Genomic DNA, 15,268 nt, shown 5'->3' on the forward strand with positions numbered 1-15,268 from the left:
GACCGCTAAGGCACCCCCAGTCTCCCGAGCGAGGCCGGGGGTCAAGGGGGCGAAGCCCCTTGCGGGGTCCGGGGCAGAGCCCCGGCAACGCACCCTGCACCTAGAGGGGCAGGCGCCCCGGTGGAGTGGTGGTCTCGGAGGCAGGCGTCCCGGAGGCGCAGCCGTCCCAGCGCAGCAGGCGAACCCGCACCCACCCCCACCACAGCAGCCGAACCCGCCAGCGAGCGCAACCCAACCCGAAGCGCACGAGAACGGGCGGGCACCCCGGCACGGTGCCCGCCCGTTCCAAGAGCCGCGCTTGCGCCCGGCTCAGGCGATCGGCTCCGATCCCCCCGGGGCCGATCACGTCTCATACATGTAAAGGACGCGCGACCCGCGATCGAGGTTGCAGACGATTTTCGTCGCTCTCACTTCGCGGACACCTGAAGATCAACGCGCGTACCGTGGACCCGTGGAACGACGAGACCGCCTGAGCACCACCGAAGTCGCCGATGTCCTCGCTCTCGCCGACATCTGCGCCCGCGCCGACGGCACCGCGCCGCTCGCCGAACATGTCCGGCTGGCGCTGCGCCATCAAAGCCCGCCCGGCGAGAACAACACCTCTCACCTGCTGATCCGTGATGCGGATCAGGCGAACGGTGAACTTCTCGGCTACGCGTACCTCGAATCCATCGACCACGATACGCCAGGGATGAGTGAACTCTGCGTCCACCCCGCACACCGAGCGCGAGGAATCGGTGGCGCGCTGGTGTCCGAAGTCGTTGCCAGCGCGCCGATCCAGCTGTGGGCGCACGGTGACCATCCGTCGGCGGGGGCCTTGGCTCAGCGGTACGGTCTCGTCGCGTCGCGGCTCCTCTACCGCATGCGGCGCCGACTGGACACAATAGACAGTCCGAAACTCCCCGCCGGGCTGACCGTTCGGACATTCGAGGTCGGCCGTGACGAGCAGTCCTGGCTCGACGTCAACGCCCGCGCCTTCGCCTGGCATCCCGAGCAGGGCGCGATGACCCGCCGCGATCTCGACCAGCGCATCGCCGAACCCTGGTTCGACCCGGCCGGCCTCTTCCTCGCCGAGCGCGACGGCGAGGTCGTCGGCTTCCACTGGACAAAAGTCCACCAGGGCGAGCGCCCGATCGGCGAGGTCTACGTCCTGGGTGTCGATCCTTCGGCGCAGGGCATCGGCCTCGGTGGCGTCCTCACCGACATCGGTCTCGCCCATCTCAAGGGCCTGGGCCTCGACGCGGTGCTCCTCTACGTCGACGAGTCGAACGGCAAGGCGGTGCGCCTTTACGAGAAGTCGGGTTTCACACGCTGGTCGACCGACGTGCAGTACACGGCGTCCTAGGCGCGTCGTCCGTCCGCAGCACCGCTCGCGCGCCCGACTCGGCGACGATCCGGTCGGCGGTCGTCTCGGCGTCGAGGGTGGAGGTGTCGAACCACCAGCCGCGGTCGCCGAAGTCGCCGCGCATGCGGGCGTCGAGTTCGTCGTAGCCGTCGAAGTCGAAGCGTTCGCGGGGGTCGCGGATGCTGTTGCGGTGTTTGCAGGCGTCGATGCCCGGGGCGAGGACGACCAGTCGCAGGGGCCGGGGCGCGACGAGTCCGGCGAAGAGGTCGAGCGGCGCGCGGTCGGGGACGACCGTGTCGACGAGCGCGGTGATGCCCGCGTCGGCGAAGTTCGCGGCCAGGGTCGCGAGGTTGCGCAGGCACAGTTCGGCCTGCCGCGCGGACTCCTCGGCGGGTTCCTGCTGGAACCCGACCCGTCCGCTGACGATGAGGCGGCTGACGACGTCGCCGGACAGGCGGGCGGCGCGGGGCAGGCGCCGCGCGACCAGGTCCGTCATGGTGGTCTTCCCGGCGCCGGGCATGCCGGTGAGGAGGAGGATGCTCACGAAGGGGACGTTAGGGCGCGAAGCGGCCGTCCGCAAAGACTTTTCAGGCGATCGGCACCAGGTCGTGGTCCGGCAGTGCCCTCGGGGGCGGCGACACGAACTTGTACCCGACCTGCCGCACCGTCCCGATCAGCGCCTCGTACTCACTGCCGAGCTTGGCGCGCAGCCGCCGCACGTGCACGTCGACCGTGCGCGTTCCGCCGAAGTAGTCGTAGCCCCAGACCTCGCGCAGCAGCTGGTCGCGCGTGAACACGCGCCCGGGGTGCTGTGCCAGGAACCGCAGCAGCTCGAACTCCTTGTACGTCAGGTCCAGCGGCCGGCCCTTGAGCCTGGCGGCGTAGGTGTCCGGGTCGATCGTCAGGTCGCCGGCGCGCACGAGATTCCCGCCCGCACCCGCGCCCTCCGACTCCAGGCGCCCGCCCGCGAGACGCAGCCGCGCCTCGACCTCGGCGGGTCCGGCGGTGGTCAGGATCAGGTCGTCGAAGCCCCAGTCGGGGTTGACGGCGATGAGCCCGGACTCGCTCAGGACGACCAGGAGGGGCACGTTCAGGCCCGTCGTGCGCAGGAGGCGGCAGGTCGCGCGGGCGTCGGCGAGGTCGCGGCGGCCGTCGACGAGGACCACGTCGGGACTCGGACCGGCCAGCAGCGCGCGGACGTCGCGGTCGGCGGCGCGGAGCTTGTGGGGGAGAAGGTCGAGCGCCGGAAGTACCTGAGCGCCGTTGCCTTCAGCCGAGGTGAGGATGAGTATGTCCATGCCGTGCGTCCTCCCGCCGTTATGGCGTACCTGTCACAACCCGGCGTCAATGGCGGGCGGGGGGCGTTCACCGAATCATAACCATGGAGTTCGGTGACGCTCAAGATGCGACGATGACTCGCGGTAACGACTTTGTTGCGAGCTCGTTACGCGGGCGGCCCGGCGAGTGCGGCCGTGCGGCGAAAGCCGAAACATTAAAGATCGCGAAGCGATTTCCGCCGTGTGTCCCGGCCCGGCGACGGTCCCCGCCCGAACCACCCTCACCACGCGGCCCCCGGACGTGACACCATCACCACCGTGCCGAACCAGCTCGCCGCGACCGACGACGACGTCCCCCGCGTACCGATCGCGCCACCCGTGCGCCGCCTCGTGTGCGTCGCCGTCGCCGCGTGGGCCGGGCTGCTGACCGCGTCCCTCGTCGTCGGCGCGCAGATGTCGCACCAGGCCTTCGCCGTCATCACCTTCGGCGTCCAGGCGGCCCTCGTCGTCTGCCTCACCTGGCTCGCCCGCCCCAGCGCCCCCTGGATCGCCCTGACGACCGGCCTCATCGCCGCCGCCGGCGCCGACATCGCCGCCGTCTACGTGCGGCCCCTGTCCCTGGAGACCCTGGCCTACATCACCGCCGGCGCCTTCGGTCTCGCCCTCCTGGGCCAGCTCGTCCGCCGCGACGGCCGCGAACGTCTCACCGAGTCCTTCGCCGTGTCGCTCACCGTCGCCGTCGGGGCCGTCGCGCTGGCCATGCCCATCGCGCTGACCCGCCACAACGGCGGTACCCAGATCCTCGACGGTTGCCTCCTCGCGGCCGGCACCGCCGTCATCGTCGCCCGCATGTCCGACGCGACACTCCCGCTGCCACGCATCGCCCCCCATGTCGCCCGAGGCGCCTTCGGCGTCGTCCTGGGCGCCATGGTCGGCACCGCCGTCAGCGCCTACTCCGGCGTCCTGCTCGTCGGGCCGTCCCCGGCGCGCGCGGCCGTCGCCGGACTCGTCGTCGCCGTCACCGCCGTGCTCGCCGATCTCGGCGTCACCTACTCGAACGTCGCCCGTCGCCTCGCTGGCGAGCCCGTGGCACCATGGCCCGTACGACACGCCCTCGGCCCGCTGCTGGCCTTCGCCTTCGCGGCGCCGATGGCCTACCTGATCGGCGTGCTGTACCTGGCGCGCGGAATGTAGTCCACGTTCCCCTCCCGCTACCCCCAAGGAGCGCTCGCACCGTGCCTAAGCCGTGGTGGAAGAGAAAAGGCCTGCGGGTCACCCTGATCATCGTGATCGTGCTGGGCGGACTCCTCGTGATCGCCGACCGGGTCGCCGCGTCGGTCGCCGAGGACAAGGTCGCGACCCTCATCAGCCAGGAGGCGGGCAACCAGGGCGTCACGATGACGACCGAACCCGACGTCGACATGGGCGGGTGGCCCTTCGTCACGCAGGTCTTCGGCGGTGAGTACGAGCAGATCGACATCTACTTCCGCGACATCACCGCCCAGGGCGTCAACCTGCCCGAGCTCAACGTGCACGCCAGCAACGTCACGGCGGCGATGACCGACGTCCTCAACGGCGCGGGTCCCGTCGTCGCGCAGAGCATGACCGCCGACGCCCGGCTCACCTACGACTCGATCTCGGACACCCTCGCCCAGACCGACGCCAAGGTCGAGGTCAGCGCCGACGGCGACCAGCTCCTGGTCAAGTCGACGATCGACGTCTTCGGGACGCAGATCCCGGTGACGGGTGCCGCGACGATCGAGATGGGCGAGAACGCCGTCAAGGTCACCGTCACCCAGATGACCGCCGACGGCGTGCAGGTCCCGCCGGGCGGCGAAGGGCTGATCCAGGAGTTCGCGAGCGGGCTGAGCAAGGAGATCCCGCTCCCGCCGCTGCCGTACAACCTGCAACTGTCCGACGTGAAGGTCGAGCCCGACGCGGTGGTGCTGTCGGCTTCGGCGAACGAGGTACCGCTGGTCTAGCCCGTGGTCGCGCGGCCCGCTCCGTCCCGGGGGCGGGCCCTTCGCGCGTCAGGCCCCCACCCGGAACTCGCCCGGCCGCACGCCCCTCAGGCGCGTGAACGCCACCGACAGGGCGTACCCGTCGGAGTAGCCCACCCGCCGCGCGATCGCCCCCACCGTGTCGTCGCTGCGCCGCAGCCGGTCCGCCGCCAGCGAGACGCGCAGGCCCGTCAGGTAGGCCATCGGCGGCTCGCCCACGACCTCGGCGAACCGCCGCGCGAACCCGGCCCGCGACACCCCCGCCCTCGCCGCGAGGCCCGCCACCGTCCACGGGCGCGCGGGCTCGTCGTGCATCAACCGCAGCGCGACGCCCGCGACCGGATCGCCCAGCGCCCGGTACCAGCCGGGCGCGTTCTCGCCGGCGGCGTCGAACCAGGCCCGCAACGTCGACACCAGCAGCAGATCCAGCAAGCGGTCCAGGACCGCCTGCTGCCCCGGCCGGTCCGCCCCGACCTCGTGCAGCACCAGGGCCATCACCGGAGCCCCGCAGGTCTCTGCCGGCACCACCAGCACCCGCGGCAGCGCGTCGAGCAGCCGCTGGCACACGTCCTCACGCAGCTGGTACCCGCCGGTGAGGAGCACGTCGGCGGCGTCGGGACGCTCACCCCACACGCGCGGCCCCATGTAGAGCATGTCCGGTAGTTCGCCGCCGGTCGCGTCGGTGCAGATCTCGGACGACTCGACGACGATCCGCGGGTCCGTGCCGGGGGCGTTGGCGACGACGTACGGGTCGGGGCCGCGCACGATCGCGACGTCCCCGGCTTCGAGCCGCACCGGCTCGCCGTCGGTCAGGACCCAGCCCGTCCCACGGGCCATCGCGACGACCGTCAGCGCGTTGCCGTCGGCGAAACGCAGGCCCCACGGCGGGTCGACCAGCGACTGGCAGAAGACGGCCCCACGCGCGCGGGTGTCGGCGAGCAGGGTCTCAAGGGCGTCCATCCTTAGACGTTCTCACATCGAGGGGCCCTTTCGGCCCCTCGATCGTCCAGGTCTCAGTCGAGTTTCTGGGCGAGCCCGATGAAGATCCCCTCGGGTCCGCGGATGTAGCAGAGCCGGTAGACGTCCTCGTACCGCGCGATGCCGCCGACGACTTCACCGCCGTGCGGGCGCAGCCGCTCGACGACGTCGTCGATGTCGTCGACGGCGTACATCACGCGGTGCATGCCCAGGGTGTTGTGCGTGCGTTCGCGCTGTCCGGCGTCGATCGGCTCGGGGCTGAGGTACTTCGCGATTTCGAGCCGCGAGTGGCCGTCGGGGGTGCGCATCATCGCGATGTCGCAGCTGACGCCTTCGAGTCCGACACAGAGGTCGGGGACGGCGCCCTCGACCCGGCCGGTGCCCTCCAGCTCCATGCCGAGCTCGGTGAAGAAGGCGACGGCGGCGTCGAGGTCGGCGACGACGATGCCGATGTTGTCCATGCGCTGGAGCGTCACGGTTGTTCTCCTCGGTAGTGGCGGCCCTCGCGGCCGCCTTCCGCACCTGGGACGGAGCCGCCGGGGGGTTCTCGACATCCGGCCGGATCATTTTTCGGCCCGCCGCCGATACCCTCGCCGACGTGGCCGCGCGAAGGAGCGTTTTGGACGCCCGAACATCGAACGTGGATTCTTTGCCATTGGCCGTCCAGGTTCGGGCGGGTTCGATGAGTGCATGACCTATCTCGTGCTCGGCGCGACCGGCAAGACCGGCCGCCACGTCGTCTCCTCCCTCACCGACCGCGGCGCCGAGGTGCGCCCCGCCTCGCGCGCCACCGGCTTCGACTGGACCGACGCGTCCACCTGGGACGGTTTCCTCAAGGGCGCCGACGCCGCCTACATCGTCGAGACCACTGAGGATCCGGTCCTCGTCGGCGACTTCGCGCGGCGGGCCGTCGCCGCCGGTGTCGGGCGGCTCGTGCTGCTGTCGGCGAGACTGACGCATCCCCGGCAGGTCGAACTGATCGAGGAGCGCGAGCGGGGCGTCGTCGAGTCGGGCGCGGAGTGGACCGTGCTGCGCCCGGCGTGGTTCACGCAGAACCTCGCCGAGCTGCCCTGGTTCACCGAGCCGATGGACGCGACGGGCGTGCTCGCCCTCCCGACCGGTGATGGCCGCGAGGCGTTCATCGACACGCGCGACATCGCCGCCGTGGCCGCCGCCGCCCTCGTCGAGGACGGGCACACCGGGAAGATCCTCGAACTGAGCGGACCGCGCGCCCTGACCTTCGGCGAACTCCTCGGCGGCTACGCCGAGGCCACCGGCCGCGAGCTGCGCTACGAGGCGGTGAGCGCCGAGGAGTACGCGGCGAGCCTGCGGGCGGCCGGACTGTCGGAGGAGGAGGTCGAGCTGATGACGCTGCTGCTCGGCGAACTGCGGCAGAGCAAGGGCGCCGTACTGACGACGACCGTGCGCGACGTGCTCGGGCGCGAGCCGCTCGACGCGAGGGTGTGGCTGGGGGAGGTCGCGGGGAGGTAGGCGGGGGAGGGGCGGGCTGGGGTGGGGATCGCCTCGCCCGCCTCGGCGAGACGTGAACGGTTTCGGCCCCGGCAGGACGTGGGTGGTCTCCCGCCGCGGCAGAACGTGGGTGGTCTCCCGCCGCGGCAGAACGTGAATGCCCCCGTGGGGCCTCCCGGCCTCCTCCCTACCGTCGACCGTAGCGCCGCCCCAGGCATGGGCCGGCGAACGTGAGCCGCGTTCGCTGTGGACAACCGGGCGGCTGTGGACAACCGGGCGGTTGTGGACAACCGGGCGGTTGTGGACGACCGCGAGCCCGAAACACCCCCGAAACCCCACGCAACCTCCCACCCCACCCCCAGCGCCGCCCCCGGCCCGCTCCACCCTGCGAGACGCCCCTGGTCCCCCGCTGCTCAGCGTGCTAACGTCGGCGCCATGCGTACGCCTTCGCCCTTGCTGACGAAGCGGCGTGCGATCGATTACTGCAAGATCGCCGCCTGCCTGTGTCGCCCCGGCCGCTGACCGGCCGCTGCTGCGTGCGCTCTTAAACCCACACCGCGCCCCGCGCCGAACGTGCGAAACCCGCACGTTCTTCGCGCATATCCGGCGCAGGCCTTTCGCCACGCAGTTCTCGCCCGGTTGATCGTCGTCACCCGAAAACATCAACCGAAGGACCGTAATGAGTCGCGACAACGTGCTCGTCTCCGCCCAATGGGCCGAGGAGAACCTCACCACCCCCGGCATCGTCTTCGTCGAGGTCGATGAGGACACCGCCGCCTACGACCGCAACCACATCCCGGGTGCGGTCAAGCTCGACTGGAAGACCGACCTGCAGGACGCCGTTCGCCGCGACTTCGTCAACCGGGCGCAGTTCTCCGCGCTGCTGTCCGAGCGCGGCATCGGCAACAACGACATCGTGATCCTCTACGGCGGCAACAACAACTGGTTCGCCGCCTACGCCTACTGGTACTTCAAGCTCTACGGCCACCTCGACGTGCGCCTCCTCGACGGTGGCCGCAAGAAGTGGGAGCTCGACGACCGTCCACTGTCGAGCGACGCCGTCAAGCGCGACGCCACGAACTACGAGGCCAAGTCGCCCGACAACTCCATCCGCGCGTTCCGCGACGACGTGGTGAACTCGATCGGCGCGGAGAACCTCGTCGACGTCCGCAGCCCCGACGAGTACTCCGGCCGCCTCCTGGCGCCGGCGCACCTCCCGCAGGAGCAGTCGCAGCGCGCCGGGCACATCCCGACGGCGCTGAGCGTCCCGTGGTCGAAGGCCGCCAACGCCGACGGCACCTTCAAGTCCGACGACGAACTGCGCGAGCTCTACGGCGAGGCCGGCCTCGACGGGTCGAAGTCGACGATCGCCTACTGCCGCATCGGCGAGCGCTCCTCGCACACCTGGTTCGTCCTGCGTGAGCTGCTCGGCCACGCGCAGGTCCGCAACTACGACGGTTCCTGGACCGAGTACGGCTCCCTGGTCGGCGTGCCGATCGCGTTGGGCGACGAGCCCGGAAAGATCGAGGTGGACGCGTGAGCGCCTTGGCACAGCACCAGCAGGTCGCGGCGGGCTGCGGCGCGCCGGACCAGGCCGCCCCGCTTCCGGCGTCGGTGGACCTGACCAAGGAGACCGTGATCACCGGTGTGGTCAATGTGGACGGTGCCGCGGTCTCCGGCGCCTACGTGCGCCTGCTCGACTCCTCCGGTGAGTTCACCGCCGAGGTGGTGACCTCCCCCGAGGGCGTGTTCCGCTTCTTCGCCGCGCCGGGAACGTGGACGCTGCGGGCACTCGCCCGCGCGGGCGAAGGTTCGACCGAGGTGACCGCGACGAACGGCCAGAACGACGTCGTGGTGAACCTCGCCGATTGACCCTCCTCCCTGGGTCTGTCGCGGCGGCCCCGCACCGGATTGTGAGGTTTCCGGTCGCGGGGCCGCTGTCTGTGCGGGTGCGGGTGAAAGGTCAGTGCTTGTGCCGGTTCTTAACCCTCCATTAAGGATCAGAACACGCAGGGTCCCCTAAGATGATCACACGGCAACCACCGTCCATTGGGGACGGACGGTTGCCGTGTGTCATGCACGCCAGGGAAACGAGAAGGAGCCCACATGCGCTTTCGCACCCTCGCCGCACTGTCCACCATGGCCGTGGCGGCATCGGTCTCGGTCCTTGCGGCCACCCCCGCACAGGCCGCGCCCCTCATGTACGCCGCTCTCGGCGACTCCTACGCTTCGGGCGTGGGTGCCGGGGACTACCAGTCGGGCAACGACTGCTACCGCTCCGCGCACGCCTACCCCGAGCAGATCGCCTGGCAGTCCAGCGAAGCGCTGTTCTTCGACGCCTGCTCGGGCGCCAAGACCGCCGACGTCTCGGCGAACCAGCTCGGTCACCTGTCGGGCGCCATCGAGCACGTGACGGTCGGTGTCGGCGGCAACGACATCGGCTTCTCCTCGGTCCTCGGCGCCTGTGCCGGAACCGACACGGCCCTGTGCCTCGGCGCGATCGAGGGCGCGAAGGCCAAGATCAGTGACGTGCTGCCCGGCCGTCTCGACGCCCTCTACACCGAGATCCGGTCGAAGGCGACGCAGGCGCTGATCGTGGTCGTCGGCAACCCGCGGTTGTTCAGCGGCGCGACCTGCGCGTCGACCCTCGCCATCACGCCGGAGGAGCAGTCGGCGCTGAACGAGGCCGCCGACCAGCTCGCCGAGGCGACCAAGACCGTCGCGACCGCGCACGGCTTCGGTTTCGCCGACCCCCGCGCGGCCTTCACCGGGCACGAGGTCTGCTCGGCCGACCCGTACATCCTCGGATACGTGCCGGGCTCGAACGTCGAGTCCTTCCACCCGACCCGTGCCGGTCAGGACGCCTACACCGACGTGGTGATGGCGAAGCTGTAGCCGACGGTCAGGCGAAGCCCGGTCCCCGACTTGCCGGAGGGGGCCGGGCTTCCTTCATACCCGCGTGTCGTCGGCGCCGCGCCGCCGCGCGCTGTACGCGCGGACTTTCGCGCGATTGCCGCAGACGCGCATCGTGCACCAGCGGCGGGTGCGGCTGCGCGTCGCGTCCCAGAAGACCCAGCCGCACTCGTGGTCGGGGCACTGCTTGAGGCGCCGCCAGTCGCCCGACGCGACCGTCAGCACCCACGCGGCGGCCAGGTGCGTGACCGGTCCTTCCACGGCGAGCGGCTCGTCGGGTGTCTCGCCCGACCCGATGCGCACCGCCAGCGGCGAGCGCGCCAGCACCTTCTCGGCGGCGGCGATCTCGGCGGTGGCGGCCTCGCCGCCGTTGTCGAGGAGCAGTCGCGCACGCAGGCCGGCGCGCAGGAGCAGCAGGTCGTCGTAGGGGACGACCGTGCCCTCGGGGGAGAGTTTCCGCCGCATGAGCCACGTGGTCATGCCCTCGACGGTCGTGAACACGTCCGTCCGGTCCTCGATGTCGATCGTGTTCGCGAAGTCGAGGATCAGGGTCGCCGCGGCCGAAGGTTCCGTCACTCTTCCATCTAATCACATAGACGGTTATGATCACACCGGCTAACTCATTAGATGGTGCACCTGGAGACTCTTCATGACGCTCACGATGGGCCGGGAAACCGCCGCCACGACCGCCCCGGCGGCGCGCAACGCGCCCGTCCTGGTCGCCTTCACCGCGATCACCAACCTCGCCGACGGCGTCCTGCGCGTTGCCCTGCCCCTGCTCGCCGTGGGCCTGACCGGTTCGCCCGCGCAGGTCGCGGCCGTCGGATTCGCGCTCACGCTGCCGTGGCTGCTGGTCGCGCTGCACGTCGGTGTGCTCGTGGACCGGGTCGACCGGCGGCGCCTGCTGTCGATCGCCAACACCATCCGGCTCGGTGCCGTCGGCGCGCTCCTCCTGACGCTGGCGACCGACACCGTCGCGATGCCCGTCCTGCTCGGCGCCGCCCTGGTCGTCGGCGTCACCGACGTGATCGCCTCGACGTCCTTGAGCGCCATCGTCCCGTCGGCGGTGCGGCCCGCGCAGCTGACGAGGACCAACGCCTGGGTCACCGGCGCCGAGACCGTGACGAACGAGTTCGCCGGTCCCGCCCTCGGTGGCCTCCTCGTCGGGCTCGGCGCCGCCGTCTCCCTCGGCGCGACCGCCGTCGCCTACGGGATCGGGATCCTGCTGACCCTGCTGCTCGTCGGCGGTTTCAAGGCCGTCCGCACCACGCGCGCCCCGGCCCGCGGATCCGTCAACGCCGACATCCGGGAAGGACTGCGCTTCCTGCGCCGCAACCGTCTCCTGTGGACGATGACGGTCACCATCTCCGTGCTCATCATCAGCTGGAGCGCCTGGCTCGCGCTGCTGCCCACCTTCGCCACCGGTGAACTGCACCTCAGCGGAGCCGCCTACGGCCTGCTGATCAGCACCATCGGCGCCGGCGGGCTCGCCGGAGTGTTCCTGGCCGAACCGCTCAACAAGCTCCTCGGCCGCCGCAACACACTGTTCGCCGACCTCGTCGGAACCCTTGTCATGGTGGCGATCCCGGCGATCTTCCCGCACCCCGTGCTGATCGGCGTCGCCGGTTTCGCCGGCGGACTCGGGGGGACACTGTGGACGGTCACCAGCCGCACCATCTCCCAGCAACTCGTCCCGCAGGAGATGTACGGCCGCTACTCCGCGACCGCCCGCCTCATCAGCTGGGGAACGCTGCCACTCGGCGCCGGTCTCGCCGGAGTGCTCGCCGAGTTCGTCGGCGTCCGCTGGACCTTCGCGGTACTGGCGCTGATCGTCGTCGCGACCTTCGTTCCCTTCCTCCGCAACGTGACCGAGAAGAAGCTGCCCCCGGAGCCCGAGACGGACTAGCCGCCGGCCGCCTCGCCGACCGTGCGGTAGCGGCCGCGCGCGTAGGCGAGCAGGTCGCCGGTGTCGTCCGAGGTGGTGACCTCGTCGACGGTGGCCGTCACGAGATCGTTCCAGCCCACCCGGCGACGGTCGACGACGGTCACCAGTGCCACCCCGGCCGCGTCGGCCAGCACCGGGCCGACCGGCCCGTCGACCCACTCGCCGGTGCGGAAAACGCCGCCCGGCGAGGGATGCAGCCCCGCGAAGACGTCCGCGACGGTCCGATGCCGCCAGCGCAGCACGTTGACCACCGCGCGGCCGTCGTCGCCGAGCGCCTCGGCCAGATCGCTGTCGGGGTCGAGGAGGGCGCAGACCGAGGCGGGCTCCCCGGCCGCGACGACCAGCGACGAGACGGTCAGCCCGGCGGTGCCCGACGTCCACACCGTCACCGGTGCGACGAGGCGGCCGCGCAGTTGCCGCGCGGGATCGCGGGAGCCCGCGGGCGCGGCGAACGGATGGTCCGCGTGGATCATGCCTCCCGGCTCGGGCGAGGTGTTCACGACACCACCGTACGGTGCCGGCGACGTCAGTCGGCGGCGACGGTGATCGTCGACCACCACTCCATCCAGCGGCGTTCGAGGTCGGCGAAGTCGGTGTCGGTGAAGTCGTAGGCGTTGAACAGGATCATCCAGCCGCCGGAGGGACGGAACTCGGTGACCGGCTGGCGGGCGAGGACGAGGAGGCTGTCGCCGTGTTCGGCGACGGTGAGGAAGACCTGTTCGTCGGTGCGGTCCCAGACCTCGCCCGACCAGGCGTCGCCCGTGGCCGGCTGCGCCTTGTAGCCGCTGCCGACGGGTTGTGACGCGGCCTCCCCGAGGCCGAGGAGCTCGACGGCGTTCCCGCGCGTGGCGCCCGCGAGGAAGAGCGTGCGCCGGTCGGACAGGCCGTGGCGTTCGATGCCGAAGCGCAGCTGGCGGAGGAAGGTGTGCCAGCCCTCGGTGATGTCGTCGTAGTAGGCGTCCCAGTCGGGCTGGGCGCCGCGAGGGGCGCGGGTCAGGCGGACGATGGTGCTGTCGCCGGCGGGGTGGAGGCTGAAGTGCTCGACGCCCAGGCGGAGGGTGTAGTGGTCGGGGTCCTCGGTGAAGTCGGAGCCGTAGATGAGGGCGATCTCCTCGTCGAGGCCTTCGACGTGCCAGCCGTGCCACCGGCGGATCAGCGCCGGGTCGCGCAGGGCTGGCCACACCTCCGCGGGGGACGCGGCGACCGTGACCTCGATGACGATCGGGTCAGGCGTGCTGTCGTTCATCAGGATCTCCCGTTCCCGGCGCGGGGTGCCCGGCGCCGATGAGCCGGTACGGTCGCCCGCCCGGAGTGTGGAAGGACGCGGCGACCTCGGCGATGGCCCCGGCGAGCGCCTCCGCGAAGGCGCCCACGTCGTCGGGCGAAGCGAACGCGACCTCGGTTTCGAGCGTGAAGGTCAAGAGGCGGCTGCCCTGCCGCTGACTGGCCGCCTGCATCCGCGCGACGTCCCGCACCGCCCGCGACGCGACGGCGAGGAGATGCTCGGAGGCATGGCGATGGGTCGTCTCGGGCGTCACCGCATCGGACACGGACACGTCGGACGCCTCAAGGACGTCCGGGTCGACCACGAACGCATCCGCCACGGTCCGCAACACCCGCTCAAGACGGCCCCGCCGTGGGCGCTCCTCGACCAGTTCGAGCAGGCCGAGCTCTTCGAGCTGGCGCAGGTGGTAACCCAGCCGCTGACGGGGAACGCCCAGCTCGGCGGCCAGCTCAGGCGCCGACGCGGGCGTCCGCAACCGCGCGAGAAGCGTGCGCCGAAGAGGGGTGAGCGCCCGTCGCAGACGGTCGGGCTCGTCGACGAGGTCGTGGGTGGGCATGGGGGGAGCTTGCACTGGACAAGAAAAGTTGTCAAGTGGAGGTGGGTGCGGCGCGGTGCGGTGCGGCGAGGTGGAGGGCGCGGCGCGGTGCGGCGAGGTGGAGGGCGCGGCGAGGTGCGGTGAGGTGGAGGGCGCGGCGGCTGGTGGCAGTTTGGGGCGCGGTGGGGTGAGGACGCAGCGGCTGGCAGTGCCGTGGCGTTGGGGTGGGGCAGTGGGGTGGGGTCTGTGGTGCCCGGGGCAGGAGGCGGTGGGGTTGAGGGCGGGCCCGCTCACGGGCTCTTGCACTGTGGGCGTCAGTTGCCGGCGCGTCGGCGGAGAGGCACACGTGCAGGAAGGCGAGCCGGTGAGCGGCGGCGAAGGCGGAGGGTGTCCGACGTGGTCAGATCCCGCCGAAGCCGAAGCCGAAGCCGAAGCCGAAGCCGAAGCCGAAGCCGAAGCCGAAGCCGAAGCCGAAGCCGAAGCCGAAGCCGCGCCCGCGCCCGCGCCCGCGCCCGAGGCCGAAGCCGAAGCCGAAGCCGAAGCCGAAGCCGAAGCCGAAGCCGCGCCCGCGCCCGAGGCCGAAGCCGAAGCCGAAGCCGAAGCCGAAGCCGCGCCCGAGGCCGAAGCCGAAGCCGAAGCCGCGCCCGAGGCCGAAGCCGAAGCCGAAGCCGCGCCCGAGGCCGAAGCCGCGCCCGAGGCCGAAGCCGCGCCCGAGGCCGAAGTGAGAGCCGGAGCGCGGGCATGGCGTGGCACAAACCCGGCCGAGCGAACGTGGTGCCATGCCCCGGCGGCAGCGCTCGCCGATGCATTGGTTGGGAGCTGTGAGGTGGCGCAGGTTCCCGCAGCGGGGGCCTCCCTGGCAGCGATCGACGGTGGGGTTCAGCCGTTGGCGTCTGAGGCTTCGAGTCGGCGGTCCTGGCTTCGTTGGCGGAGGCTCGCCGGCGAGGGGCGAGGGGCGAGGGGCGAGGGGCGAGGGGCGAGGGGCGAGGGGCGAGGGGCGAGGGGCGAGGGGCGAGGGGCGAGGGGCGAGGGGCGAGGGCGTCTTGCAGCGTCCACGCGGGTGGGTGTCGAGTCGAGAGCCGCCTGGCGAGCTGCGGCATCTCGCGCTCGCGGCCTGATAATTCGCAGTGGGCAGTGGGCAGTGGGCAGTGGGCAGTGGGCAGTGGGCAGTGGGCAGTGGGCAGTGGGCAGTGGGCAGTGGGCAGTGGGCAGTGGGCTGACTTCAGGCGTACGCAACCCGATAGCTCGCTGAACTGGTGCGTTCGGCTTGTGAGGCGCAGTGGTGGTCTCTGTGTGCGGAGGCTCGGTGTCAGTGCTGTCGTTGTGCGCGGCCGCTCGGTGTGCGGTGAGATTTCCGCAGCCGCAGCTGGGCACGCGTGTGGGTGACTTCGGCCGAGCAGGGTGCGCGGACTTGCCGGGGTGGACGGCTCGTGACGGCGGACCGCCATGGCTTGGCGGCTGATGCGCGTTTGGCTTCGGCCGCCTTGAAGTGAGGATCGTGTGTGGCAGGTTTTCGCCAA

17 protein-coding genes are annotated in these 15,268 nt (G+C 71.2%); 8 read left to right on the top strand and 9 right to left on the bottom strand.

Going from position 1 to position 15,268, the window contains the following annotated elements:
* The first annotated feature begins 451 nt into the window (after nt 1-451).
* Entirely contained in the window at nt 452-1,345 is an 894-nt protein-coding gene (gene mshD / locus HNR73_RS33215; RefSeq protein ID WP_184791804.1) for a mycothiol synthase, read from the top strand.
* Here mshD and HNR73_RS33220 read toward each other — a convergent pair.
* Together HNR73_RS33220 and HNR73_RS33225 are read right to left on the bottom strand one after the other, a co-directional pair.
* Nucleotides 1,305-1,889, bottom strand: coding sequence for an AAA family ATPase (locus tag HNR73_RS33220; RefSeq protein ID WP_203687054.1), 585 nt, complete (start codon nt 1,887-1,889; stop codon nt 1,305-1,307). The genes mshD and HNR73_RS33220 overlap by 41 nt on opposite strands.
* Nucleotides 1,890-1,932: 43 nt before the next feature.
* Nucleotides 1,933-2,643 (bottom strand): winged helix-turn-helix transcriptional regulator, encoded by a 711-nt coding sequence (locus HNR73_RS33225; RefSeq protein ID WP_184791806.1) that lies wholly within the window; start codon nt 2,641-2,643, stop codon nt 1,933-1,935.
* Between the two features lie 297 nt (nt 2,644-2,940).
* Here HNR73_RS33225 and HNR73_RS33230 point away from each other — a divergent pair, with 297 nt between their 5' ends.
* Nucleotides 2,941-3,816 carry a hypothetical protein gene (locus tag HNR73_RS33230; protein ID WP_184791808.1) on the top strand — a complete coding sequence of 292 codons (876 nt, stop codon included), beginning with the start codon at nt 2,941-2,943 and terminating at the stop codon, nt 3,814-3,816.
* 41 nt (nt 3,817-3,857) lie between these two features.
* Nucleotides 3,858-4,604: an LmeA family phospholipid-binding protein gene (locus HNR73_RS33235; protein ID WP_184791810.1), complete on the top strand. Its 747-nt coding sequence runs from the start codon at nt 3,858-3,860 to the stop codon at nt 4,602-4,604.
* A 48-nt stretch (nt 4,605-4,652) separates the two neighbouring features.
* Here HNR73_RS33235 and HNR73_RS33240 read toward each other — a convergent pair whose 3' ends face one another.
* Entirely contained in the window at nt 4,653-5,582 is a 930-nt protein-coding gene (locus HNR73_RS33240) for an AraC family transcriptional regulator (protein WP_184791812.1), read from the bottom strand.
* 53 nt (nt 5,583-5,635) lie between these two features.
* Nucleotides 5,636-6,076, bottom strand: a complete 441-nt coding sequence (locus HNR73_RS33245) for a VOC family protein (protein WP_184791814.1) — start codon at nt 6,074-6,076, stop codon at nt 5,636-5,638.
* A gap of 214 nt (nt 6,077-6,290) precedes the next feature.
* Here HNR73_RS33245 and HNR73_RS33250 point away from each other — a divergent pair, with 214 nt between their 5' ends.
* From HNR73_RS33250 to HNR73_RS33265, 4 genes are all read left to right on the top strand, one after another.
* On the top strand, nt 6,291-7,091 hold the full coding sequence (locus HNR73_RS33250) for an NmrA family NAD(P)-binding protein (protein ID WP_184791816.1): 801 nt from the start codon (nt 6,291-6,293) through the stop codon (nt 7,089-7,091).
* A gap of 658 nt (nt 7,092-7,749) precedes the next feature.
* Nucleotides 7,750-8,610 (top strand): sulfurtransferase, encoded by an 861-nt coding sequence (locus HNR73_RS33255; protein WP_184791818.1) that lies wholly within the window; start codon nt 7,750-7,752, stop codon nt 8,608-8,610.
* A gap of 5 nt (nt 8,611-8,615) precedes the next feature.
* On the top strand, nt 8,616-8,942 hold the full coding sequence (locus tag HNR73_RS33260; RefSeq protein WP_184792132.1) for a DUF1416 domain-containing protein: 327 nt from the start codon (nt 8,616-8,618) through the stop codon (nt 8,940-8,942).
* A gap of 234 nt (nt 8,943-9,176) precedes the next feature.
* Complete coding sequence (locus HNR73_RS33265; protein WP_184791821.1) at nt 9,177-9,965, top strand: SGNH/GDSL hydrolase family protein; 789 nt, start codon at nt 9,177-9,179, stop codon at nt 9,963-9,965.
* Nucleotides 9,966-10,019: 54 nt separating this feature from the next.
* Here the strand turns inward: HNR73_RS33265 and HNR73_RS33270 are convergent, their stop codons facing one another.
* On the bottom strand, nt 10,020-10,559 hold the full coding sequence (locus HNR73_RS33270) for a CGNR zinc finger domain-containing protein (protein ID WP_184791823.1): 540 nt from the start codon (nt 10,557-10,559) through the stop codon (nt 10,020-10,022).
* Nucleotides 10,560-10,632: 73 nt separating this feature from the next.
* On the opposite strand from HNR73_RS33270, the gene HNR73_RS33275 reads away from it, so the two are divergent.
* Entirely contained in the window at nt 10,633-11,889 is a 1,257-nt protein-coding gene (locus tag HNR73_RS33275) for an MFS transporter (protein ID WP_184791825.1), read from the top strand.
* Here HNR73_RS33275 and HNR73_RS33280 read toward each other — a convergent pair.
* From HNR73_RS33280 to HNR73_RS33295, 4 genes are all read right to left on the bottom strand, one after another.
* Entirely contained in the window at nt 11,886-12,428 is a 543-nt protein-coding gene (locus tag HNR73_RS33280; RefSeq protein ID WP_239122438.1) for a flavin reductase family protein, read from the bottom strand. The two genes, HNR73_RS33275 and HNR73_RS33280, sit on opposite strands and share 4 nt — an antisense overlap.
* A 26-nt stretch (nt 12,429-12,454) precedes the next feature.
* Nucleotides 12,455-13,174, bottom strand: a complete 720-nt coding sequence (locus tag HNR73_RS33285) for an SRPBCC family protein (protein WP_184791827.1) — start codon at nt 13,172-13,174, stop codon at nt 12,455-12,457.
* Nucleotides 13,155-13,769 (bottom strand): helix-turn-helix domain-containing protein, encoded by a 615-nt coding sequence (locus HNR73_RS33290; protein ID WP_184791829.1) that lies wholly within the window; start codon nt 13,767-13,769, stop codon nt 13,155-13,157. The genes HNR73_RS33285 and HNR73_RS33290 overlap by 20 nt, the downstream gene beginning before the upstream one ends.
* A gap of 379 nt (nt 13,770-14,148) precedes the next feature.
* On the bottom strand, nt 14,149-14,529 hold the full coding sequence (locus HNR73_RS33295) for a hypothetical protein (RefSeq protein WP_184791831.1): 381 nt from the start codon (nt 14,527-14,529) through the stop codon (nt 14,149-14,151).
* Between the last annotated feature and the right edge of the window lie 739 nt (nt 14,530-15,268).

The sequence above is a fragment of the Phytomonospora endophytica genome, from assembly GCF_014202425.1.
In the GTDB taxonomy this organism is placed as follows: Bacteria; Actinomycetota; Actinomycetes; order Mycobacteriales; family Micromonosporaceae; genus Phytomonospora; species Phytomonospora endophytica.

What these genes read in the sequence shown, in the direction of transcription:
- HNR73_RS33225 (WP_184791806.1), bottom strand. Translation starts at nt 2,643, where the DNA reads ATGGACATACTCATCCTCACCTCGGCTGAAGGCAACGGCGCTCAGGTA.
- HNR73_RS33240 (WP_184791812.1), bottom strand. Translation starts at nt 5,582, where the DNA reads ATGGACGCCCTTGAGACCCTGCTCGCCGACACCCGCGCGCGTGGGGCC.
- HNR73_RS33250 (WP_184791816.1), top strand. Translation starts at nt 6,291, where the DNA reads ATGACCTATCTCGTGCTCGGCGCGACCGGCAAGACCGGCCGCCACGTC.
- HNR73_RS33255 (WP_184791818.1), top strand. Translation starts at nt 7,750, where the DNA reads ATGAGTCGCGACAACGTGCTCGTCTCCGCCCAATGGGCCGAGGAGAAC.
- HNR73_RS33265 (WP_184791821.1), top strand. Translation starts at nt 9,177, where the DNA reads ATGCGCTTTCGCACCCTCGCCGCACTGTCCACCATGGCCGTGGCGGCA.
- HNR73_RS33275 (WP_184791825.1), top strand. Translation starts at nt 10,633, where the DNA reads ATGACGCTCACGATGGGCCGGGAAACCGCCGCCACGACCGCCCCGGCG.
- HNR73_RS33285 (WP_184791827.1), bottom strand. Translation starts at nt 13,174, where the DNA reads ATGAACGACAGCACGCCTGACCCGATCGTCATCGAGGTCACGGTCGCC.
- HNR73_RS33290 (WP_184791829.1), bottom strand. Translation starts at nt 13,769, where the DNA reads ATGCCCACCCACGACCTCGTCGACGAGCCCGACCGTCTGCGACGGGCG.
- HNR73_RS33295 (WP_184791831.1), bottom strand. Translation starts at nt 14,529, where the DNA reads ATGGCACCACGTTCGCTCGGCCGGGTTTGTGCCACGCCATGCCCGCGC.